21 protein-coding genes are annotated in these 23,361 nt (G+C 62.7%); 9 read left to right on the plus strand and 12 right to left on the minus strand.

Features of this window, described 5'->3' with window-relative positions; all coding sequences use genetic code 11:
• Positions 1-49: 49 nt before the first annotated feature.
• The 4 genes from AC0IPL_RS03240 to AC0IPL_RS03255 form a co-directional block, all read right to left on the minus strand.
• Positions 50-763 carry a FadR/GntR family transcriptional regulator gene (locus AC0IPL_RS03240; RefSeq protein WP_474272175.1) on the minus strand — a complete coding sequence of 238 codons (714 nt, stop codon included), beginning with the start codon at positions 761-763 and terminating at the stop codon, positions 50-52.
• A gap of 250 nt (positions 764-1,013) precedes the next feature.
• Positions 1,014-2,417: a TRAP transporter large permease gene (locus tag AC0IPL_RS03245; RefSeq protein WP_474272176.1), complete on the minus strand. Its 1,404-nt coding sequence runs from the start codon at positions 2,415-2,417 to the stop codon at positions 1,014-1,016.
• Between the two features lie 5 nt (positions 2,418-2,422).
• Positions 2,423-3,085, minus strand: a complete 663-nt coding sequence (locus tag AC0IPL_RS03250; protein WP_474272177.1) for a TRAP transporter small permease subunit — start codon at positions 3,083-3,085, stop codon at positions 2,423-2,425.
• An 85-nt stretch (positions 3,086-3,170) separates the two neighbouring features.
• Positions 3,171-4,187: a C4-dicarboxylate TRAP transporter substrate-binding protein gene (locus AC0IPL_RS03255; protein ID WP_474272178.1), complete on the minus strand. Its 1,017-nt coding sequence runs from the start codon at positions 4,185-4,187 to the stop codon at positions 3,171-3,173.
• A 467-nt stretch (positions 4,188-4,654) separates the two neighbouring features.
• Here AC0IPL_RS03255 and acs point away from each other — a divergent pair, with 467 nt between their 5' ends.
• From acs to AC0IPL_RS03295, 8 genes are all read left to right on the plus strand, one after another.
• Positions 4,655-6,616, plus strand: a complete 1,962-nt coding sequence (gene acs / locus AC0IPL_RS03260; protein WP_474272179.1) for an acetate--CoA ligase — start codon at positions 4,655-4,657, stop codon at positions 6,614-6,616.
• Positions 6,617-6,623: 7 nt separating this feature from the next.
• Complete coding sequence (locus AC0IPL_RS03265; protein WP_474272180.1) at positions 6,624-7,307, plus strand: adenylate kinase; 684 nt, start codon at positions 6,624-6,626, stop codon at positions 7,305-7,307.
• A 201-nt stretch (positions 7,308-7,508) separates the two neighbouring features.
• Positions 7,509-7,793 carry a DUF4212 domain-containing protein gene (locus tag AC0IPL_RS03270; RefSeq protein ID WP_474272181.1) on the plus strand — a complete coding sequence of 95 codons (285 nt, stop codon included), beginning with the start codon at positions 7,509-7,511 and terminating at the stop codon, positions 7,791-7,793.
• Position 7,794: 1 nt separating this feature from the next.
• Positions 7,795-9,579 (plus strand): sodium:solute symporter family protein, encoded by a 1,785-nt coding sequence (locus AC0IPL_RS03275; RefSeq protein ID WP_474272182.1) that lies wholly within the window; start codon positions 7,795-7,797, stop codon positions 9,577-9,579.
• Positions 9,580-9,686: 107 nt separating this feature from the next.
• Positions 9,687-11,510, plus strand: coding sequence for a DUF294 nucleotidyltransferase-like domain-containing protein (locus AC0IPL_RS03280; protein ID WP_474272183.1), 1,824 nt, complete (start codon positions 9,687-9,689; stop codon positions 11,508-11,510).
• Positions 11,511-11,597: 87 nt separating this feature from the next.
• A complete protein-coding gene (locus tag AC0IPL_RS03285; RefSeq protein ID WP_474272184.1) occupies positions 11,598-12,113 on the plus strand; it encodes a hypothetical protein in 516 nt (171 codons plus the stop codon).
• Between the two features lie 2 nt (positions 12,114-12,115).
• Entirely contained in the window at positions 12,116-13,525 is a 1,410-nt protein-coding gene (locus AC0IPL_RS03290; protein ID WP_474272185.1) for a 3'-5' exonuclease, read from the plus strand.
• Between the two features lie 60 nt (positions 13,526-13,585).
• Complete coding sequence (locus tag AC0IPL_RS03295; RefSeq protein ID WP_474272186.1) at positions 13,586-14,086, plus strand: flavin reductase family protein; 501 nt, start codon at positions 13,586-13,588, stop codon at positions 14,084-14,086.
• 30 nt (positions 14,087-14,116) lie between these two features.
• Here AC0IPL_RS03295 and AC0IPL_RS03300 read toward each other — a convergent pair whose 3' ends face one another.
• The 8 genes from AC0IPL_RS03300 to AC0IPL_RS03335 form a co-directional block, all read right to left on the minus strand.
• Positions 14,117-14,848 (minus strand): 4Fe-4S dicluster domain-containing protein, encoded by a 732-nt coding sequence (locus AC0IPL_RS03300; RefSeq protein ID WP_474272187.1) that lies wholly within the window; start codon positions 14,846-14,848, stop codon positions 14,117-14,119.
• Between the two features lie 364 nt (positions 14,849-15,212).
• Positions 15,213-16,199, minus strand: coding sequence for an ABC transporter substrate-binding protein (locus tag AC0IPL_RS03305; RefSeq protein WP_474272188.1), 987 nt, complete (start codon positions 16,197-16,199; stop codon positions 15,213-15,215).
• A 61-nt stretch (positions 16,200-16,260) separates the two neighbouring features.
• Entirely contained in the window at positions 16,261-17,106 is an 846-nt protein-coding gene (locus tag AC0IPL_RS03310; protein ID WP_474272189.1) for an ABC transporter permease, read from the minus strand.
• A gap of 85 nt (positions 17,107-17,191) precedes the next feature.
• On the minus strand, positions 17,192-18,109 hold the full coding sequence (locus AC0IPL_RS03315) for an ABC transporter permease (protein WP_474272190.1): 918 nt from the start codon (positions 18,107-18,109) through the stop codon (positions 17,192-17,194).
• Entirely contained in the window at positions 18,106-18,549 is a 444-nt protein-coding gene (locus AC0IPL_RS03320) for an N-acetyltransferase family protein (protein ID WP_474272191.1), read from the minus strand. Before AC0IPL_RS03320 ends, AC0IPL_RS03315 begins: the two co-directional genes overlap by 4 nt.
• Positions 18,536-19,375 (minus strand): ABC transporter ATP-binding protein, encoded by an 840-nt coding sequence (locus AC0IPL_RS03325; RefSeq protein WP_474272192.1) that lies wholly within the window; start codon positions 19,373-19,375, stop codon positions 18,536-18,538. Before AC0IPL_RS03325 ends, AC0IPL_RS03320 begins: the two co-directional genes overlap by 14 nt.
• Positions 19,376-19,435: 60 nt before the next feature.
• A complete protein-coding gene (gene hydA, locus AC0IPL_RS03330; protein WP_474272193.1) occupies positions 19,436-20,890 on the minus strand; it encodes a dihydropyrimidinase in 1,455 nt (484 codons plus the stop codon).
• A 132-nt stretch (positions 20,891-21,022) separates the two neighbouring features.
• Positions 21,023-22,273, minus strand: coding sequence for a Zn-dependent hydrolase (locus AC0IPL_RS03335; protein WP_474272194.1), 1,251 nt, complete (start codon positions 22,271-22,273; stop codon positions 21,023-21,025).
• Positions 22,274-22,559: 286 nt separating this feature from the next.
• Between AC0IPL_RS03335 and AC0IPL_RS03340 the strand changes: the two genes are divergently transcribed.
• A complete protein-coding gene (locus AC0IPL_RS03340) occupies positions 22,560-23,174 on the plus strand; it encodes a TetR family transcriptional regulator C-terminal domain-containing protein (protein WP_474272579.1) in 615 nt (204 codons plus the stop codon).
• The last annotated feature ends 187 nt before the right edge of the window (positions 23,175-23,361 follow it).

Here is a 23,361-nt window from a genome sequence, read left to right on the forward strand (position 1 = left end):
CGGACAGGGATCAAGGTACTTGAGGATGCAGCGCCCCGGCGCGGTCCCCCTAAGGCCGCTGCACCTGCCCGCCCTGCTGACTTGCACCAGGGATCATCGCGGTCTGGATGGTTTCCAGATGCGCGCGCATTGCGGCAGCCGCCTGTGACGGGTCGCGGGCGGCCAGCGCATCCACGACGGCGCTGTGCTGGTCACTGTGAAGGGTCTGAAATTCATCCGGCGCGATGCTGCGATAGGTCCGGTCCCATTCCCGCTGCCAGGCCATACGGCGGCGAGTGCCGGAGAGATAGACCAGAAACCCGATCAGAACCGGATTTCGCGATGTCTCCGCGATTGCGCGGTGGAAGGCATCATCGGCCTGTTCACAGGCGGCCCGGTCCCGTGCGGCACGCCCCTGCGCGACCTTGTCCCGCAGATGGGCCACGTCCGCGGCGTCTACCACCAACGCGGCCTCTGCCGCGACTTGGGGTTCCAGCAGCAAACGGGCCCTGATAATATCCGGCGGCGTGGCTCCTTCGACCAGCAAAGTGTCGCGGATGGGCATATGCACCGGACGACGCCCACGAAATGTCCCCTGCCCGACATGCCGCCAGATTTCGCCCTCGGCCTCTAGCGCAGTATAGCAGGTCCGCAGGGTTTCCCGGCTGCAGTCCAGCATCGTACAGAGCACGCGCTCTGACGGCAGGCGATCGCCACTGACCGGAGCGAGACGGTCAATGACGTGCCGAAGCTGCACCAATACCTTTTCTGCCTTCCTTGCCACCTGGCGTCCTCGTACAGACCAATTTGCAGGCCAATCTAATCGGGGGCACGCAGGATGTCACCCGACAGGCGGACAGTCTGCTGCAACGGCTTCGGGCCTGGTAGCATGAGCGCGCGGTGTGGGCACCTTCTTTGGCGCCAGACGCAATGACGCCCCCTGTCGCCGGACCGGACTGGCCACACCTTGTTATTGCAGCCGAAACAGGCGAGGCCGACGCCGCCATGACAGCGGCGCCGGTCCGTACCAGTCCTTAGCCCGCCAGCGACGGCAGGTATAGGACAATGCCCGGAAAGGCCACCAACAGCGCGATGGTGACCGCATCGGCGATGAAAAACGGCGTCACACCGCGGAACACGTCCTGCACACTTAGATCATCGCGCACCCCGGCCACCACAAAGCAGTTCAGACCGATGGGCGGTGTGATCAGGCAAAATTCGGCCATTTTGACCACCAGGATGCCGAACCAGATCGCACACATCGGCCCGCTCATGCCAAAGGCGCTTTCGGCTGCGGCGACACTCTCGCCCCCGTTCAGCGCCATCACCGCCGGGTAGACCACTGGCAATGTCAGCAGCAGCATGCCGATCGCGTCCATGAACATGCCCAGCACCGCATAGGCCAGCAGGATACAGACCAGGATCAGCATCGGGCTCATCTCCAGCGCGGTGATCCAGTCGGAAAATGCCCCCGGAAGATCGGCGAACCCAAGGAAGCGCACGTAGATCAGCACCCCCCAGATGATGGTAAAGATCATCACCGTCAGCTTGGCCGTTTCCAGCAACGCCGATTTCAGCTCGGCCCATTTCATGCCGCGAAACACCGCCATGCAGAACACCACGAATGCCCCCAGCGCACCGCCCTCGGTCGGGGTGCCCCAGGCGTCGCCGCCAAAGGGGTTGTAGACAAAGCAGATGATGATCACGACGACGAAGATGATCGGCAGCGCGCCGGGCAAGGCGGCAAAACGCTGGCCCCAGGTAAATCCACGCACCGGCGGGCCGACAGATTTGAAGATCAACGCGATGCCGACGATCAGCATGCCGTAGATCAGCGCCGAAAAGGCACCGGGGATGAAGCCGGCGAGCAGCAGCTTGCCCACGTCCTGTTCGACAATGATCGCATAGATCACCAGGATCGCCGAGGGCGGGATCAGCGAGGCCAGCGTGCCACCCGCCGCCACGACCCCGGCCGCGAACTGTTTGTTGTAGCCAATCTTCAGCATCTCAGGGATGGCGATGCGGGCAAAAACGGCGGAGGTCGCCACGCTGGCGCCTGACACCGCCGCAAAGCCAGCGGTGGCAAAGACGGTCGAGACCGCCAAGCCCCCCGGCAGCCAAGCGATCCAGCGCTTGGCTGCCTCGAACAACGCGCGGGTGAGGCCTGCGTAATAGGCGAGATAGCCAATCAGGATAAACGTCGGGATCAGCGACAGCGCCTGGCTGGAGACCTTGGAATGTGGCACCTGGCCTGCGATCTTGACCGACACCGTCAGCGCCTTGCCGAACCGCGCCGGGTCATAGCCGAACTTGGCCCAGAAAATCCACACCAGGCCGATCAGACCGGCAAGACCGGCAGCAAAGGCCACCCGCATCCCCAGCACCACCATCAGCAGCAGAGCGCCCGTTACCCACAGGCCGATTTCAATCGGTTGCATATTATCTACCTCTGCCCGTTGCTGCTGCCGTCGGCCTCGCTGTCATGACCGGCCAGTTGTTCCGCTTCAGCCGCGGCCTGCTCTGCCGCGCTCAGGATCAGCGGCACAGCCACCGGCGTCTCCAGCCCCAGCACCAGAGCCCGGCCATATCCCCACACCTGCAACAGCAACCGCAGTGCCAGTACGCCAAAGGCCACCGGCGCCAACAGTTTCGCGGGCCAGATCGGCAGGCCGATGTCGATGGAGCTGTCCCGGCTCCACAACGGCGCGGCAAAATCAAAGGAGCGCACAAAATGCGCCCAGCTGCCCCAGATCAGCGCCAGGATCAGGAGCAGGATCAAGAGCACCGAGATCAGTTCAAACAGCCACAGCGCGCGACCGCGCAGCGCGCCGATAAGGATGTCCATACGGATATGGCCGCCACCGCGTTGCACGTAGGCGATGCCCATGAAGGCAATCAGCGGCATGATCTGCTCAATCCAGTCGACATAGCCGGGCAAGGGCGCGTTGGCGGCATTGCGCCCGCCCACCGACACCACCGCCAGTATCATCAACGAGAACACCGCCAGACCGCTCAGCAGCGCCAGCAGCCGCTCGATGTTCAACAAGTTTCGGTCCAGCCTGCTGATCAGGCTGCCGTCCTCCAGGACTGCTGCGCCAGCTGCCATCCCCTGTCCCCATCTGTTAGTATATCCATGAGACGAAAAAGGGCCGGAGCGCTGCCGCCCGGCCCTTTTACATGTCGTGTCAGTCTCAGCTGCCCGACCGGACGTCGTTCAGCGTCTTCTGCACCAGGTCGTACAGCTCCTGCGCGGGCAGACCCTGGGCGCTCATGTCCTCGATCCACTGCTCGCGGATCGGATCGGCGGCCACCTTGCGGAACTCGGCCAGGGTCTCGTCGGAGATGGTGACTTTTTCGACGCCCTTTTCTTCCAGCACACTGTCCCATTTGTCCAAGAGCGCACCGTAGTTGTCGAGGTAATGCGCGATGGCCTCATCAACCGAGCTGTCCAGCGCCTCGCGCTCGGCGTCACTGAGCATCTCATACGCGTCGATGTTGACCACCACCGGGCAGTTCACGGTGCCGGGGTTCAGGTTCTCGGTCCACCAGTCGGCGCGGTTGATGGTGCCGAAGGCCAGATGCGCGTGCTGGGCAAAGGACACGGTGTCGACCACCCCCGATTCCATCGCGTTATAGGCCTCTGTTGCAGTCACCGAGGTCGGCACAGCGCCCACCGCCGAGAAGGCCTTGCCGATGCCACCGGTCGCCCGCACGCGCATGTCTTTGAACTCGGACAGCTCGTCGCGCGGCTCGCCGGTGCCGACGATGTTGTACTGCGGCATCGGCGAGGTCATCAGCAGCTTGGCGTTCCAGCGCGCCAGATCCGCCTGCACCGCCGGGTGGGCATAAACCGCATTGGCCACGGCCACCTCTTCTTCCAGCGTGTTCACGCCGAGGAACGGCAGCTCCAGCACGGTGATCGACGGGTTCTTGTCGCGATGATAGCCGGCGCAGAACTGCGCCATCTCGAAGGCTCCGATGGAGATACCGTCGAGGTTCTCCTTGTTCTTGGACAGGCCGCCATAGCTGATGTTCAGGGTGAACTCGCCGTCCGTCTTTTCGGAAACCAGCTCAGCCAGCTTTTCCACGTGTTCCGTGAAGGCGCGGCGTTTGCCCCACAGCGACACGTTCCATTCAGTTGCCGCAGCTTCGCCCGCGAGTGCAACGCCAGCAGTTGCCGCCACAGCGGCGGTCAGAAATTTGTTCATGGTGTAACTCTCCCGAATTGCGCCCTTATTGACCCGGCCACCAGCCGGAGAGGTGCGCTTGGATGCAAGGCTAGCGGCAAGGTTTCGTGCTGCCAAGCCCTAAGACGGCAATCAAGCGCACGGCGGTGTGCCCGGCCATCAGGCACAATATGTCGCAGGCCGGTGGCAGGTGTTTTGCCAATGCGCCGCAACCGGACGCCGGTAATGGGCCTGATTGCAGGAAACCGGAGACGGGACTTATTTACACGCAAAACCCTGCATTTACCGGCCTCGATTGTAAGAATTGGTCGAATTTTTACACACAACACCAGGCATCGGAAATTCATTCACAAGCAAATGCTGGAAATCCAGTTGGTTATTCACAAATTTTCAACCTGCCGTATTATCAGGCATAGGAGGAAACGGTTTGACAGCCACGACACAGCGTTGTCGTTTGTCTTGCCAATATATTTCTGGGAGGAAACCGAATGAACGCGCTGCACGCAGACGCCGTCTATCCGCCATCCGATGACACCGTTGACCGCGCGCATGTTAATGCCGCCAAATACCAGGAGTTGTATGACGCCTCGCTGGCCGACCCCGAAGCCTTCTGGGCGGAACAGGGCAAGCGTATCGACTGGATCAAGCCCTTCACCACGGTGAAGGACGTGAACTTCGACTTCGGCAATGTCACGATCAACTGGTATTCCGACGGCACCCTGAATGTCTCCTCCAATTGCATCGACCGGCACCTGAAGACCCGCGGCGATCAGACCGCGATCATCTGGGAACCGGATGATCCGAATGAACCCGCGCAGCACATCACCTACAAGGAGCTGCACAGCAACACCTGCCGCATGGCAAATGTGCTGAAAGATCTGGGCGTTGCCAAAGGCGACCGGGTGGTGATCTATCTGCCGATGATCCCCGAAGCCGCCTATGCCATGCTGGCCTGCGCACGGATCGGCGCAATTCACTCCATTGTCTTTGCGGGCTTCTCTCCCGACGCTCTGGCGGCCCGTGTGAACGGCTGCGACGCCAAGGTGCTGATCACCGCCGACGAGGCGCCGCGTGGTGGCCGCAAGACGCCGCTCAAATCCAACGCTGACGCAGCGCTGCTGCACGCCAAGGACACGGTGAAATGCCTAGTGGTCAAACGCACCGGCGGCCAGACCAACTGGGTTGAGGGGCGCGACTGCGACTACAACGCGCTGGCAAAAGATGCGGCTGACACCTGCGAACCCGCCGAGATGAACGCAGAAGACCCGCTGTTCATCCTCTACACCTCCGGTTCCACCGGCCAACCCAAGGGCGTCGTGCATACGTCCGGCGGCTATCTGACCTATGCGGCGCTGACCCATGAGGTGACGTTCGATTACCACGACGGCGACATCTATTGGTGTACGGCGGATGTGGGCTGGGTCACCGGCCACAGCTATATCGTCTATGGCCCGCTGGCCAATGGCGCCACAACGCTGATGTTCGAGGGCGTGCCGACCTACCCCGACGCCAGCCGTTTCTGGCAGGTTTGCGAAAAGCACAAGGTGAACCAGTTCTACACCGCCCCCACCGCGATCCGCGCGCTGATGGGGCTGGGCGACAGCTTCGCCGAGGGCTGCGACCTCTCCAGCCTGAAACTGCTCGGCACCGTGGGCGAGCCGATCAACCCCGAAGCCTGGGAATGGTATCACAATGTCATCGGCAAGGGCACCGTGCCGATCGTCGACACCTGGTGGCAAACCGAAACCGGCGGCCATCTGCTGACACCCTTGCCCGGCGCCCACGCACTGAAGCCCGGCTCCGCGATGAAGCCCTTCTTTGGCATTCAGCCTGTGGTTCTGGACCCCACCAGCGGGGTTGAGATCGAAGGCAACGGCGTTGAGGGTGTTCTGTGCATCAAGGACAGCTGGCCGGGCCAGATGCGCACGGTCTGGGGTGACCATGAGCGGTTCGAGAAGACCTACTTCTCCGACTACAAGGGCTATTACTTCACCGGCGACGGCTGCCGCCGCGACGAGGACGGCGACTACTGGATCACCGGTCGCGTTGACGACGTGATCAACGTCTCCGGCCACCGCATGGGCACGGCCGAGGTCGAAAGCGCGCTGGTCGCCCATGACGCCGTGGCCGAGGCCGCCGTGGTGGGCTTTCCGCACGACATCAAGGGCCAGGGCATCTACTGCTACGTGACCCTGATGTCCGGCCGCGAGCCCTCCGAGGAGCTGCGCAAGGAGCTGCGGGCCTGGGTGCGGACCGAGATCGGCCCGATCGCCTCTCCGGACGTGATCCAATGGGCGCCCGGCCTGCCGAAAACCCGCTCGGGCAAGATCATGCGCCGCATCCTGCGCAAGATTGCCGAGAACGACTTTGACAGCCTTGGCGACACCTCGACCCTGGCCGACCCGTCGGTGATGGAAGATCTGATCGCAAACCGGACAGCCAAGGGGTGATGGACAGATGACCATGGCAGTGATGACCCGCCCCGCCGTCCTGATCCTGCTGGGGCCTCCGGGTGCCGGCAAGGGCACCCAGGCGCGGATGCTGGAGGAAAAATTTGGCTACGTGCAGCTGTCCACCGGCGACCTTCTGCGCGCGGCGGTGGCGGCGGGCACGCCTGCGGGCCTTGCCGCGAAGGCGGTGATGGAGGCAGGCCAGCTGGTCAGCGACGAGATCGTGATCAACATCCTGCGCGACCGCATGGCAGAGCCGGACTGCGCCAAGGGCGTGATCCTCGACGGCTTCCCGCGCACCACCGTGCAGGCAGCCGCGCTGGACGATCTCCTTGCGGAAAACGGCCAGAAAATCAACGCCGCCATCAGTCTGGAGGTGGATGACGCCGCCATGGTCGACCGCATTTCGGGCCGTTTCACCTGCGGCACCTGCGGCGAGGGCTATCACGACACCTTCAAGCAGCCCGCCAAGGCAGGCACCTGCGACAAATGTGGCGGCACGGAGATGAAGCGCCGCGCCGATGACACGGCCGAGACCGTCGCCAGCCGATTGGAGGCCTATCACGCGCAGACTGCGCCGCTGATTACCTATTACGGCGGCAAGGGCGTGCTGAAGACGACAAATGCCATGGGCGGCATCGACGACATCGCCCAGGACATGGCGGCCATCGTGACGACGGCCACCAGCTAACGACCAAGAAACGGGGCCGGTGCGAACCGCGCCGGACCCCGTCTTATCCGACATGGAAATACCCGCTGGAACCGGCAGGCCCCGTGCCCGCCGGACCAGAGGTTTCATGCCTGCGCGCCCTGATCTGCGCCGGGCAAACGGAGAGCGTGTGCCTAACCCCAGGGTGGGGCCACACAGGAGAGGAAGAAGGAGGATCCGCTGATGGCGGAACAAACCACACATTCTGCGCAGACCGCCGAGTCCGACAAGGGCTACTGGGCGGCAAACGTGCGCATCATTCTTGTCAGCCTGGTGATCTGGGCTGTCGTGTCATTTGGCTTTGGCATCCTGCTGCGCCCGATGCTGTCCGGCATCAAGGTGGGCGGCAGTGACCTGGGCTTCTGGTTTGCCCAGCAGGGATCCATCCTGGTGTTTCTGGGCCTGATCTTTTTCTACGCGTTCCGGATGAACAAGCTGGACCGCGAATTCGGCGTGGAGGAAGAGTAAGATGGACCAGTTTACCATCAACCTGCTGTTTGTGGGCGCGTCCTTCGCGCTCTACATCGGCATCGCGATCTGGGCCCGGGCGGGCTCCACATCGGAATTCTATGCCGCGGGCCGGGGCGTTCACCCGGTCACCAACGGCATGGCCACCGCGGCGGACTGGATGTCGGCGGCATCCTTTATCTCGATGGCGGGCCTCATTGCCTTTACCGGTTATGACAACTCGACCTTCCTGATGGGCTGGACCGGCGGCTACGTGCTGCTGGCGCTGCTGCTGGCGCCTTATCTGCGCAAGTTCGGCAAGTTCACCGTCTCCGAGTTCATCGGCGACCGGTTCTACTCCCCGACCGCGCGAGTCGTCGCCGTGATCTGCCTGATCGTCGCCTCGACCACTTACGTGATCGGCCAGATGACCGGCGTGGGCGTGGCCTTCGGCCGCTTCCTGGAGGTCTCCAACACCGCGGGCCTTCTGATCGGTGCCTGTGTGGTCTTTGCCTATGCCGTCTTCGGCGGCATGAAGGGCGTGACCTACACGCAGGTGGCGCAATACTGCGTGCTGATCATGGCCTACACCATTCCGGCTATCTTCATCTCGCTGCAGCTGACCGGCAACCCGATCCCGGCTCTGGGCCTGTTCGGAGACCACGCGGCAAGCGGCGAGCCGCTTCTGGCCAAGCTGGACGCAATCGTCACCGAGCTGGGCTTCAACGAGTACACCGCGCATCACTCCGACACCTTCAACATGGTTCTGTTCACCCTGTCGCTGATGATCGGCACCGCGGGCCTGCCCCACGTCATCATGCGCTTCTTCACCGTGCCCAAGGTGGCTGATGCCCGCTGGTCGGCCGGCTGGGCGCTGGTGTTCATCGCGCTGCTGTACCTGACAGCCCCGGCTGTTGGGGCCATGGCGCGTCTGAACATCACCGAGATGATGTGGCCCAACGGCGGCATCGAAGGGGGCGCCGTAACCGTCCAGCAGATTGAAGACGACCCCAAGTACGACTGGATGGCGACCTGGCAGAAAACCGGCCTGCTGGCATGGGAAGACAAGAACGGCGACGGTGCGATCCAGTATTACAACGACCAAAGCGCCGACCTGCAAGCCACCGCTGAGGCCAACGGCTGGGCCGGCAATGAGCTGACCAACTTCAACCGAGACATCCTGGTTCTGGCCAATCCGGAAATAGCCAATCTGCCCAGCTGGGTGATCGGCCTGGTGGCGGCCGGGGGTCTGGCGGCGGCGCTGTCCACGGCGGCAGGCCTGTTGCTGGCGATCTCCTCGGCGGTGTCACACGACCTCATTAAAGGCTCGATCAACCCGCAAATCTCCGAAAAGGGTGAGCTTCTGTCGGCCCGTATTGCCATGGCCGTTGCGATTGCGGTGGCGACCTATCTGGGCCTCAACCCGCCCGGTTTTGCGGCGCAGACCGTGGCGCTGGCCTTTGGTCTGGCAGCGGCTTCGATCTTCCCGGCGCTGATGATGGGCATCTTCACCAAGGTGAACAACAAGGGCGCCGTGGCGGGCATGCTGGCAGGTCTGATCGTGACGCTGGTCTATATCTTCCTGCACAAGGGCTGGCTGTTCATCCCCGGCACCAACTCCTTCACCGATGCGGATCCGCTGCTGGGCACCGTCAAATCGACCTCCTTTGGGGCGATTGGCGCGATGGTCAACTTTGCGGTGGCCTTCGCGGTGTCGAAATCGACGCAGGCCATCCCGGCCGAGATCGAGGAGCTGGTCGAGAGCGTGCGCATCCCGCGTGGTGCAGGCACGGCGCAGGACCACTGATCCCCGACGGGGCGGGCCGTTCTCCCTGCGGCCCGCCTCTCTCCTCATGGTCCCGTCCGGTTCACACGCGGCGGGACCATTTTTCCAGATCGCAAGCAGGTACCACCATGCCCCTTTCCGACGCCGCCCTGCTTCGTTTCCTCACCTCGGTTCACCCTTACGACAGTCTCGATCCGACGATGCTACAGCAGCTGGCACCCCGGTTCCGCTTGATCGAAATTACCGCAGACGCCCCCGTCTACGCGTTCAACGCAGAGCTGGACGGGCTCTACCTGGTCCACAGCGGCGAGGTGGAGGTCAGGGATGAAAACAACATTCCCGTCTCGATCCTCGGGCCTCGAAATTCCTTTGGCGAACGCGGCCTGACCCGCGGCGGCCGCGCTGTCACCTCGGCCCGGGCGACCGTCGACAGCCTGCTGCTGTTGCTGCCAACGAGGGATTTCCACGACCTGATGGCCAGCCAGCCGCAGGTGGCGCGGTTCTTTGACCGGCGCCGCCCCGGGAGCGTCGACGACAGCAGCCTGGCCACCACCCGGGTCGAGGCGATCATGACCCGCGCGCCCGTTACCTGCTCCAGCGGGCTGACCTGTCAAGGCGCGGCGCAATTGATGCGGGATCACCGCATATCCTCAGTCTGCGTCACCGACGGCGACCGGTTACAGGGCATCCTGACCACCCGCGACCTGGCCGCAAGGATCCTGGCTGCGGGCAAGCCCTTTTCGCCCCCTGTCGCCACCGTGATGACCCCGGATCCGCTGACGCTGGATGCGTCGGCCCTTGGGTCGGACGTGCTGCACCTGATGATGGAACACGGCATTGGCCACATCCCGGTGATGCAGCACGGCGTGTTGGCGGGCATTGTCACCCAGACCGATTTGACCCGCTTTCAGGCCATCAGCTCAGCCGAGCTGGTCGGCGCAGTGGCCCGCGCCGCCAGCGCCGAGGACATGGCCAGCGTCACCCGCGAAATCCCCCGTCTGCTGCGGCAACTGGTGGCCGCGGGCAACCGCCATGAAGTCATCACCCGGCTGATAACGGACATTGCCGATGCCGTGACCCGCCGCCTGCTCGCGCTGGCCGAAACGGAGCTGGGCCCGCCGCCGGTGCCCTATCTGTGGCTGGCCTGCGGATCACAGGGGCGGCGCGAACAGACCGGCGTGTCCGATCAGGACAATTGCCTGATCCTGTCCGACGAGGTGGCGTCCGGCGATGAGACCTATTTCGCACGGGTTGCAGATATTGTCTGCTCCGGGCTGAACACCTGTGGCTATGTCTATTGCCCCGGCGACATGATGGCGTCCAATCCCCGATGGCGGCAGCCCTTGCACATCTGGCGCAGCTATTTTCGCAACTGGATCGCCCGCCCCGACCCGGAGGCGCAGATGCTGGCATCGGTGATGTTCGACCTGCGCCCGATTGGCGGAGACGCGCGCCTGTTCGAAAACCTGCACCGCGGCACCCTTGCCGCGGCTGCGGCCAATTCGATCTTCACCGCGCATATGATTGCGAATTCACTGAAGCACACGCCCCCGCTGGGGCTGCTGCGCGGGCTGGCGACCATTCGCACCGGCGAGCACCGCAACCAGATCGACATGAAGCACAACGGCGTGGTGCCGGTGGTGGACCTTGCCCGCATCTACGCATTGCAGGGGCAGCTGGTCGAGGTCAGCACCCGTGCGCGGCTGACGGCAGCGCAAGCGGCGGGCATCCTCAGCCCCTCTGGCGCGCGGGATTTGCTGGATGCCTATGATCTGATTGCACAGACTCGGTTGGAGCACCAAGCGGCCCAAATTCGCGGTGGAAGCCCCCCGGACAACTACCTGTCGCCTGCGGACCTGTCCGATTTTGAGCGAAGTCATCTGCGCGACGCCTTTGTTGTGGTAAAAACGATGCAATCGGCTGTTGGGCATGGCAAAGGGATGCTCAGCTGACGTCAGCCAGGGCGGCTGTGCGGCGCGGCTTTGGCGAGAGTATCTTGGGAAAGATGAAAACGGCCCCGAGCCATTGGAGTGAAAAGCATGTTTCTGGAACTGATCGGCGTTATATTTGCAGGCATCGCCGCCGCCGGAGCAGTGATGCTGCTGGCCAAGCTGCTGCGCGGGCGTCTGCCACGCTGGCTGGCGCCGGTTGCGGCCGGTCTGGCGATGATCGTCGCCACCGTCACCTCCGAATACGGCTGGTATACGCGCACCAAGGCGGCCCTGCCGGACGGCCTGGTGGTCACCCAAACCGTAGAGAACCGCAGTTTCTACAGGCCCTGGACCTATGCGGCCCCCTATGTCGACCGCTTCGCGGCGTTGGATACCGCCACCGTGAAAACCCATGCGGCGCATCCCGGCATCTACCTTGCGGACGTGTATTTCTTTGGCCGCTGGGCCGCGGTGCAGAAACGGCCGGTCTGGCTCGATTGCACCGACCGTCGGCGCGCACTGGCGACGGCGGACAGCCGCTTTGATAGTGGGCTGCCCCAGACGCTGGACTGGATCCGTCCCAGTGGAGAGGATCCCATGCTGTCCACCGCCTGCGGGGTCTGACGATGCGGTCCGGTCTTAGCCTGCGTCTGCGTATTTTCCTGTTCTTCTGCGTGCTGGCGCTGGGCGGCATCGCCGTAACCGCCGCCGCCCTGTGGTTGGGATACAGCCGCGCGGGGCGACCCGAGCTCAAGGACGCCTTCCTGTTCTCAGGGTTGCTTAGCGGTTTTTGCATCCTCGGGCTGTGCGCCGCGATCTGGTTGTTGTTCGACGAAAACGTCGCCAAGCCGATAGAGCGTCTGGCAGCGGGCATGCGGGCCCGCGCCCATGCCGGCGTCAGCCGGGATCTGGACACGCATGGCGCCCGTTACCTGGGTGATCTGGCGCCAGCCGCGCAGGGGCTGGCCGGACAGCTCGGCCACTCGGCCATGACCGCAGCCGAGGCCATTGCCCGGGAAACCGAACACCTGGAACATGAGAAGGACCGCCTTGCCGCCCTGTTGACTGACATCCCTATCGCTACCGTGATGGCCAGCCCCACGCATCAGATCGTTCTGTACGACGGCCAGGCCGCTGCACTTCTGGCACAGGAATCCCCGCCCCGGCTGAACGCACCGCTGTCAGCCTATCTGGATCTGAACGGTTTGCAGGCAGCCTATGGCCGGATGACCCGCAGCGGACGCGAGGTAAAGGCCAAGGTCAAAAGCGCCAGTGGCGCACAGGTCCATGACCTACATTTGAAACCACTGGGCGGCGCGCCCGGTTACATCATCCTGTTCGAAGGCACCGAGGCAGGCGCCGCCCCGTGGGAGGCCCGCCCGCTAGTCTATGATTTTGCTTTATTGGAGGCTGAGCACGCCGATTTGGAGGACCGTGCGCTGGCGAGCCTGACCTATGTGGTGTTTGACACCGAAACCACCGGGCTACTGCCCCACAAAGACGAGATCGTTCAGATTGGCGCGCTGCGCGTGGTGCGCGGCCGGATCGTTGCGGGCGAGACCTTCGAGACGCTGGTTGATCCAGAAAGACCCATTCCGGCCTCCGCAACCCGCGTGCACGGGATTTCCGATGCCATGGTGAAGGACGCGCCGGGCATCGCCGAAGCTGCGCGCGCGTTCCATAAGTTTTCTTCGGATGCGGTGATCGTGGCCCATAATGCGCCGTTCGACATGGCCTTTCTCCACCGTCATGCCAAACGCAGCGGGGTTGTCTGGGACCAGCCTGTAATCGATACCGTCTTGCTGAGCGCAGCGCTGTTCGGCGCCTCGCAGCCCCATACGCTGGACGCGATCTGCGAGCGGCTGGAGGTGGAGCTCCCCGAGAAACTGCGCCACACCGCGATGGGCGACGCCCAGGCCACCGCCGCCGCCTTCTGCAAGATGTTGCCGATGCTGCACGCCCGCGGGTTGACCACCTTTGGGCTGCTACTGGCGGAAACCCGGCGTCACTCGCGCCTGATCGCAGACATGAACTAGGTAGACAATTGTGCCCATGCGTGGCAGGTCACTGGCCGAACCGGACAAGAGGCGCACGACATGGTCGACACCAGCTTCATTCCCGGTCCGGATATGATCCGGGCCTACCGCGATGCGCTTGGCTGCTTTGGCACCGGCGTGACCGTGGTCACGACCATGTCCGCGCAGGGACCGCTGGCGATTACGGTCAACAGCTTCACCTCCGTCTCTCTGGAGCCACCGCTGCTGTTATGGTGCCCCGCCCGCGGTTCGCTGCGCCATGACACCTTTGTCGCTGCCCAAAATTTTGCCATTCACGTCATGACCGAAGACCAGCTGGACATGGCCACACATTTCGCCGCCCATGGCGAGGACTTCAGCCCCTTTGCCTGGCAGCCGAATGCCAGCGGGGCTCCGGCGCTGGAGGGGGTGCTCGCCCGGTTTGACTGCCGCCATTACGCGACCCATGCGGCTGGCGACCACAGCATCATTCTGGGTCAGGTAGAAAACGTGACCACCCGCCCCGGCAAGGGGCTGATGTTCAAACGCGGCCAATATGGCGGTTTTTTGCAGCAAAGCTGACCCCAAGGTCCCCGGCGCGGACGTCGGCAATTACCCTGCGCCGACCGGTCGTCGCTGTGCGATGTCCGGCGTCACATCGTCCGGGTCCGAGGCTGTCAGGCGCAGCGGCAGCACCGCGCCTGCGGACAGATCCATTTGCGGAACAAGACCCAAAGCTCGCTGCGGGCAAATCGACACACACAATCCGCATTGAAAACAGTTCGCTTCGACCAGATTCAGCTCACCGCCGTTTTCCGACAGTCCCAGCGCATCGGTGGGACAGACCCAGACGCAGCTGTTGCAGCTGTTGCACAGGGTTTCATCAAGGACGACCGCGCCATAAGACGCCTGGTCTGGCAACGGGACCAGGGTTTGCTGAACCGGCAGCAGAACCGCCGCGCTGGCGCGCGCCGTGTCGCGACGGGTCCCCACAGCCAGCACGTTGGGATCAGCAGGCTCATGCCATCGCACCGGGTGTGCGAGCCCGTTCAAAAGATCTTGCGAACTGTTGAACAGATGGATCCGCCCGCCGCCGCCCAACTCTTGCGCAAGTTCCACCTCCTGGGTTTGGTGTTGGCTGCCTTCAATCATGCTGACCTGAAGGAAAATCGCGTCAAATCCGCCTGCCAGCGAATGAAGGAAATCCGCGTGTGCGAGTTTTTCCAGGCTGCAAACCGCCACCGGACAGACATCCCCCGGCAGCGGGCCGCTCGCCTGCCGCATCATTGGCTCCACCTCAAACAGCAGCAGGATCTGCGGTCGGCCTGTATCCTGTTTGCGCAAAAACGCCGCCTCGCATTGCGGCATTAGCGGCAGGATGCAACTGTTGCTGGCCAAATCTCGCAGCGAAGGGCGTCCACGCAACGCATGGCGCCTGCAGCAGGCACCTGCCTGCGTAGATCCGCACAGACACACCTGCTGTGGAGGGCTCCCAGCCCATGCCTGCCCCTCTTCGATATAGGCGCGCATTTCTCCCATAGAGTGTATTGTAGCACAATTATCCACAGCCGATACGTGTATATCAAAAATGCTACGGATTTATCGTATCTTTAACTTCCGATCCGGAAAGAAAAAAATCCGCCGGACCGTAAGATCCGGCGGAATCTGTCGATGGCACGCTGGCGGTGCGCAACCGCACTGTCGCGGCTTAGTTCAGGGCAGCATCGGTGATGGCATGGCTCCAGGCGCCTTCGGGTTCCTTGGTAATGACCGGAGCCGAGCCGCCGGTCAGCAACGTATCCACCGTGCGCTGATAATCGGCCGGATCCAGAGCACCGTTGCTGCCGGAGGTCAGCTTGGCGATCTCACGCATCATGCGCTTCTGATGGGTCTCCGTCTGCGCACCGGAGGCATCATTGTCGAGCACGATCTCCGCCGCTTCATCCGGATTTTCCTCGGCGTATTTCCACCCTTTCATGGAGGCGCGCACGAAGCGCTGCATCTTGTCCGCAAACGCGGGATCTGCAAGGTTGTCCTCCAGCACATACAGGCCATCTTCCAACGTGGCGACGCCCTGATCCTCGTACTTGAAGGTAATCAGCTCCTCCTCGGATACGCCTGCATCGATGATCTGCCAGTATTCGTTATAGGTCATGGTCGAGATACAATCGGCCTGACGTTGCAGCAGCGGGTCAACGTTGAACCCCTGTTTCAACACCTCCACGCCCTTCTCGCCCTTGCCGTCCGTCGAGATCCCCAGTTTGCTCATCCAGCTCATGAAGGGGAACTCATTGCCAAAGAACCAGACCCCTAGGGTGCGGTCCGCCAGATCTGCCGGTTCGGCGATGCCGGTGTCCTTCCAGCATGTCAGCATCATGCCGGAAGATTTGAACGGCTGAGCGATATTGACCAGGGGAAGCCCTTTTTCCCGCGCAGCCAGCGCGGCGGGCATCCATTCCACGGTCACATCCGCGCCGCCGCCTGCAATCACCTGGGTCGGCGCGATGTCCGGGCCGCCGGGCAGGATGGTGACATCCAGATCCTCCGCCTCGTAAAATCCCTTGTCCAGCGCCACGTAATAGCCCGCGAACTGCGCCTGGGTCACCCATTTCAGTTGCAGGGTCACGTCATCCGCGGCCAGCGCGGCAGAACCAGACCCCAGCGCGAGAGCCGCCGCTGTGATAATATGCTTCATGTTTATTCTCCCAGTTGGTTATCTTTGTTTTCTTTTTATTTGGTTTTATGGGCTTGCGGGTTCAGCCACGCTGCGAGGGGTGCCAAAATGTCAGCGTTTTCTCGATCAGCGCGACCAGCCCGTAAAACGCCGAGCCCGCCAGCGCCGCCACCACGATCTCTGCCCAAACCATGTCCAGTGCCAGCTGCCCAACGCTGGTGGAAATGCGAAACCCCATGCCCACGGTGGGTGAGCCGAAGAACTCCGCGACGATCGCCCCGATCAGCGCCAGCGTGGTCGAGATTTTCAACCCGTTGAACACAAACGGCAGCGCCGCAGGCAGGCGGAGTTTGAAAAACGCCTGCCAATAGCTTGCCGCATAGGTCTGCATCAGGTCACGCTGCATGGCCGAGGTCTCGCGCAGACCGGCCACCGTGTTCACCAGCATCGGGAAGAACACCATGACAACCACAACCGCCGCCTTGGACTGCCAGTCGAAACCAAACCACATCACCAGGATCGGCGCGGTTCCGACAATGGGCAGCGCGGCCACGAAATTTCCCACCGGCAGCAGCCCGCGGCGCAGAAAATCGCTGCGGTCGACCAGGATCGCGGTCAGAAACGCCGCAGCACAGCCGATCACATACCCGCCAAGCGCGCCCTTCAGGATCGTCTGCACAAAGTCCTGCCACAGGATCGGCAGGCTGGATGCAAAGCGCGCAGCAATCACAGATGGCGCCGGCAGGATCACCATCGACACTGTCAGCCCGCGCACCAGCAACTCCCAGACCAGCAGCACCGTGATGCCAAAGATCGCCGGTACCAAAAGCTGCACGGCGCGGCTCTGCGCTGCCGGGCTGGCCGCCAAACGCGCGTTGAGCCACCAACCGAGGCACCACACCACCACTGCAAGCCCCACCATCACCACGGCGCACCGCCTTTCTTCCTCTGGCCCGGAACATCCCGGGGGAGGCGCCCAGCGGCGCGGACAGCGCCCTTACTCCACAGACCAATCATGCCTGCACCCCCATGCGTTTCAGAACCAAGCGCTCCATCACCCCCAACAAGGCCACCAGCAGCGCCGCCAGGATCGCGGCCGCAAACAGCGCCGACCAGATCTGCACCGTCTGTCCGTAGTAGCTGCCCGCCAAAAGCCGTGCGCCGAGGCCGGAGACCGCGCCGGTTGGCAGCTCCCCCACGATGGCGCCAACCAGAGACGCGGCGATGCCGATCTTGAGCGAGGCAAACAGATAGGGCATCGAGGACGGCAGCCGCAGCTTCCAGAACCCCTGCGCGGTGCTGGCACTGTAGGTCTTCAACAGATCCAACTGCATCGCGTCCGGCGCCCGCAACCCCTTGACCATGCCCACGACCACCGGAAAGAAGCTGAGGTAGGCGGAAATAACCGCCTTGGGGATGATCCCCTGCACCCCGATGGAATAGAGCACCACAATAATCATCGGCGCCAAGGCAATGATCGGAATGGTCTGGCTGACAATTGCCCAGGGCATCACCGACATATCCATGACGCGCGAATGCACAATCCCCACCGCCAGCAGGATTCCCAGCCCGGTGCCAATGGCAAAGCCCAGCAGCGTGGCAGACAACGTAACCTGCGCGTGGTAGATCAGGCTGCGTTTCGAGGTGATCTTTTTTTCCACCGTGGTTTGCCACAGCTCCACCGCCACCTGATGCGGCGCGGGCAGCCGCGGGCGGTCCTGCACCCAGGTTTCCCCAATCGCAAAGCTGTTGCCAGCCACCAAGCCCAACGTTCCTAGATCGCGGCGCGCCTTTGGCGTCGCCGGGGTCACTTCAGCGCCGCCGCGTTCTGCCTGGTCCAGCACGCCCTTAATGTTCATCGGCACACAGGCCGCATACCACAGCGCAAGGATGGCGCTCAGCACGGTCAACACAGCCACCAGCGTTCTCATGCCTGCCACTCCATTCTGTATTGTCCCGGCTCACCCGGCGCATCCGGCGGCAGCTCTGCGGTGATCTCAAATCCCTGTCGCCGATAGAACCGATGCGCCGCCAGATTGGGGATATGGGTCTGAAGCCAAAGGCTGCTGCGCCCCGTCTTGGCCTGGTCCATCAACCTCGTCCCCACGCCCTGCCCCCGCCGGGCAAGGTAAAGCGCGCCGATCTTGGCCGTGGCCGGGTCCACCGACATGTAGCCAACCACGGCGCCACCTGACGCCTCTGTTGCGACATGGATCTCCCGCGCGTCAAAAGCCTGCTCCAGCATGCCTTCCACCTGCGGTATATCCACGGTCGCAGGCATCCACGTGGTGTCCCGCTCCCAGGCGCAGACGATTGCGGCCATCGCAGGGATGTCCGTCCGGCTGGCGGCGCGCAGCTCAATCATCGCCATGCCCTGCCCGCAGCCCCTCGCGCACCCGGTGGGCGATCTCGATGAACTCAGGACTGTCGCGGATGTCCAGGGGGCGTTCCTTGGGTAGGGTGCTGTCGATGACATCGTGGATACGACCCGGCCGCGGCGACATCACCACGATCTTGGTCGACAGATACACCGCCTCCGGGATCGAGTGGGTGACAAAGCCGATGGTCTTGTTGGTGCGGGCCCAAAGTTTCAGAAGCTGCTCGTTCAGGTGGTCGCGCACGATCTCGTCCAGTGCGCCGAACGGCTCATCCATCAGCAGGATGTCGGCGTCGAAGGCGAGCGCGCGCGCAATTGAGGCCCGCTGCTGCATCCCACCCGACAGCTGCCAGGGGAACTTGCCGCCAAATCCTGACAATTCAACGAGTTCCAGAACATCCTTAACGCGCTTTTCCTGCTCTGCCTTGGTGTATCCCATGATCTCCAGTGGCAGTTTGATGTTCTTGGCAATGGTTCGCCACGGATAGAGGCCAGCCGCCTGAAACACATAGCCATAGGCCCGCTTGCGCCGCGCTTCATCCGGGGTCATGCCGTTGACGCTCAGACTGCCGCCCGTGGGCGTTTCCAGCGCCGCGATGCAGCGCAGGAAGGTGGTCTTGCCGCACCCTGACGGCCCGATAAAGGAGACAAATTCGCCGCGGCTGATCGCCAGGCTCACGTCCTTCAACGCATGCACGGAACCGGCACCTGATCCAAAGGTCAAATCCAGATTGCGCGCTTCGATCACGGGCTGGGCAGCGGTTGGATCAGCTGCGGCCCGCGCGGGTCGAAGATCCTGGGGAGGAGTTTCCATATTCATTTCTTCGCCTTGATTTCACACAGGAAAACGGGCCGCCGTTACCGGCAGCCCGCTCCTGTTTCATACGCCTGTCGCCGGGATCCCGCTGCGCTCTACCGGGCGCGGCGCGGTCAACTCTTTCCAGGTCGATAGCGCCTTGTTGACGGTGGTGTTGGCATCGCGCGAGACAAACTTGCCATGGCCCTCCTGGCACTTGATCTCACCATCCTCGACCGCCACCTGGCCACGTGTCAGCGTATAGCGCGGCAAGCCCTTGACCTGCTGCCCCTCAAACACGTTGTAGTCGATCGCGGACTGCTGGCTTGCGGCAGAGATAGTCTTGGACTTCTGCGGATCCCAGACGACCAGATCGGCATCGGCCCCCACCAGAACCGCACCCTTTTTGGGATAGCAGTTCAGGATCTTGGCGATGTTGGTGGAGGTCACGGCCACAAATTCGTTTGGAGTCAGCCGCCCGGTTTCGACACCGTGGGTCCACAGCATCGGCATCCGATCCTCCAGGCCACCGGTGCCATTGGGAATCTTGGTGAAATCGCCCACGCCAGTGCGCTTCTGCTCGGTGGTAAAGGCACAGTGATCGGTCGCCACCACCGACAATGACCCAGACTGCAACCCCGCCCACAGGCTGTCCTGATGCTGTTTGTTGCGGAACGGCGGCGACATCACCCGGCGCGCCGCGTGGTCCCAATCCTTGTTGAAATACTCGCTTTCGTCGAGCGTCAGGTGCTGGATCAACGGCTCGCCCCAGACCCGCTTGCCCTGCATGCGCGCGCGACGGATGGCCTCGTGGCTGTCCTCGCAGGACGTATGCACAACATACAAGGGCACACCGGCCATATCCGCAATCATGATGGCGCGGTTGGTCGCCTCGCCCTCCACCTGCGGCGGGCGGGAATAGGCGTGCGCCTCGGGGCCGGTGTTGCCGGCCGCCAGCAGCTTGGCCGACAGCTCCGCCACCACATCGCCGTTCTCCGCATGCACCATCGCAATGCCGCCCAGCTCCGCCAGCCGCTGGAACGAGGCATAAAGCTCATCATCATTGACCATCAAAGCGCCCTTGTAGGCCATGAAATGCTTGAAGGTGTTGATGCCGCGCTCCTGGATCACGGTCTTGATCTCGTCAAAAACCTGTTCGCCCCACCATGTAACCGCCATGTGAAAGGAGTAGTCGCAGTTGGCGCGGGTGGATTTGTTGTCCCAGCGCTTCAGCGCGTCCAGCAGGCTTTCGCCCGGACTGGGCAGCGCGAAGTCCACCACCATGGTGGTGCCGCCCGCCAGCCCCGCCCGCGTGCCGCTTTCAAAATCATCCGAGCTGTAGGTGCCCATGAACGGCATCTCCAGATGCGTGTGCGGATCGATCCCGCCGGGCATCACGTAGCAGCCGGTGGCATCCAGCTCCTCGTCCCCTTTCAGATCCGGACCGATCTGGGTAATGACGCCATTCTCGATTAGCACATCCGCCTTGTAGGTCAGATCAGCGGTCACGATGGTACCGTTTCGGATGACTTTGCTCATGTTTATAACTCCCTGAATCGGGGCGTATGTCCACGCCTCCCATTATCTCTTCCGCTGTCTGGCGCAGCTGTTTTCATATTTCCGGACATACTCCGGGGGAGCGGCCCCAAAGGGGCCGCGAGGGCAGCGCCCCTACGCGACGATCTCCGCCGTCTCGACCACTGCATGGAACAGCACATTGGCACCGGCCTCGGCCCAGTCCTTGCTGATTTCCTCAGCCTCATTGTGGCTGAGACCATCTACGCAGGGGCACATAACCATGGCCGTTGGCGCCACTCGGTTGATCCAGCAGGCATCATGGCCCGCGCCTGAGATGATATCCAGATGCGTGTAACCCAGCCGCTCTGCCGCGTTGCGCACTGCCGAAACGCAGCCCTCATCAAAGGCTACAGGGTCGAAGCCGCCGACCTTCTCGAATGCGATGTCAACACCCATCGCCTCGGCGATCTCGCCCCCGCGCTCGCGCAGCCGGGTTTCCATCTCGGTGATCACCTCCAGCTCCGGGCTGCGGAAATCGACGGTGAAGACCACTTTGCCGGGGATCACATTGCGCGAGTTCGGGTAGACGTCGATATGACCCGCCGCCCCCACTGCGTGCGGTGCATGGCTCCAGGCAATCTTGTCCACCTCTTCTAGGATCCGCGCCATGGCAAGGCCCGCATTGCGGCGCATCGGCATCGGGGTCGATCCCGTATGGGCATCCTTGCCGGTGATTGTCACTTGGGTCCAGCTGAGGCCTTGGCCGTGGGTTACAACCCCAATATCCTTGCCCTCGGCTTCCAGGATCGGGCCCTGTTCGATGTGCAGCTCAAAAAAGGCGTGCATTTTGCGCGCGCCAACCTCCTCGTCGCCGCGCCAGCCGATGCGCGACAGCTCTTCGCCGAATGTCTTGCCCTCCGCATCGGTTCGGTCATAGGCCCAGTCTTGCGTGTGAATGCCCGCAAATACACCAGAGGACAGCATGGCGGGGGCAAAGCGTGTGCCTTCCTCATTGGTGAAATTGGTCACGACAATGGGGTGTTTCGTCTTGATGTTCATGTCATTGAGCGAACGGATCAGCTCCAATCCGCCAAGCACCCCCAGAACCCCGTCGTATTTGCCGCCCGTCGGCTGGGTATCCAGATGCGAGCCGACATAGACCGGCAGGGCGTCAGGGTCGGTGCCTTCCCGCCGCGCGAACATGTTGCCCATCTGGTCCAGCCCCATGGTACACCCGGCATCCTCGCACCATCTCTGGAATAACGCGCGGCCCTCGCTGTCGGCATCGGTCAGGGTCTGGCGGTTGTTGCCGCCAGCCACGCCAGGACCGATCTCCGCCATCTCCATCAGGCTGTCCCACAGCCTGTCGCCATTGATCTTCAGGTTTTGTCCAAGCGACGTCATCACGAGCTTCCTTCCCTGTGCGCCCGTCGTTGCAGGCTTCCCCCGGCTAGTGGTGCCGGGTTTTCGGTGGCTTCGCGGCACTGGTCATGTAGGCGCCAGCCTATTGCCGGACCGGCGTGTTTTGCCGGACATTGATTTGACCAACTGGTCAAACTCACGCTATCACGGGATCGGTATCAGTCAAGAAATTGACGCCTACCCCCGCAAAAAACCGCGCTGCCCCCATAAAACAGGCAAAAATTCGTGTGTTTGCACACGGGGGCGGCAACAGCAGACAAGGACCACAATGCCCGCAAGCCACGCGCCGACCCGCATCCAGAAAAAGAATCGTTCGGCCATACTGGAGGCGGCACTGGACGTATTCTCGCGCAGCGGCTTTCGCGGCGCGACCGTCGATCAAATTGCCAGGGCGGCGGGGCTGTCCAAACCCAACCTGCTCTACTACTTCGCGTCCAAGGAAGCGATTTTCAACGAGTTGATGGCCGGGCTGCTGGACAGCTGGCTGGACCCGCTGCGCCGTCTTGATGCAGAGGGCGAGCCGCTGGAGGAGATCCTGGCCTACGTCCAACGCAAACTGCAGATGAGTCGGGACTTTCCGCGTGAAAGCCGCTTGTACGCGAATGAAATCGTGCAGGGTGCACCGCGCCTTCACGGCGTCATAGCCGGTGAGCTGAAGGAGCTTGTCGAGGAGAAAACGGACCTGCTGCAAGCCTGGATGGACGCGGGTCGGATCAATCATGCACATCCCAAACACCTTTTGTTTTCAATCTGGTCGCTGACCCAGCATTATGCCGATTTTGACGCTCAGGTGCGGCTCTTGATGGGCGAAGAAGATCCCTTCGACGCCGCCTCTGTCTATCTGGAAACCCTTTATCGGCGTATGCTTACGCCCCAAAGCTGACCCTAGCCTCCTGGCGTCCTGGGCGCGAAGCCGCCGCAGAACCGTCGGGATCACGCAGACGCTCCCGCGCCCGCAGGTGGCATCAGCCTTGCTGATACCACCTTATCGGCCTGGGGCCGGGGGGGGGGGGAGGGGGGGGGGGTAGGGAAAAAGGGGGGGGGGGGTTCTTGAACAAAGAAAAAAAAAA

This window comes from Leisingera sp. SA32 (assembly GCF_056033425.1).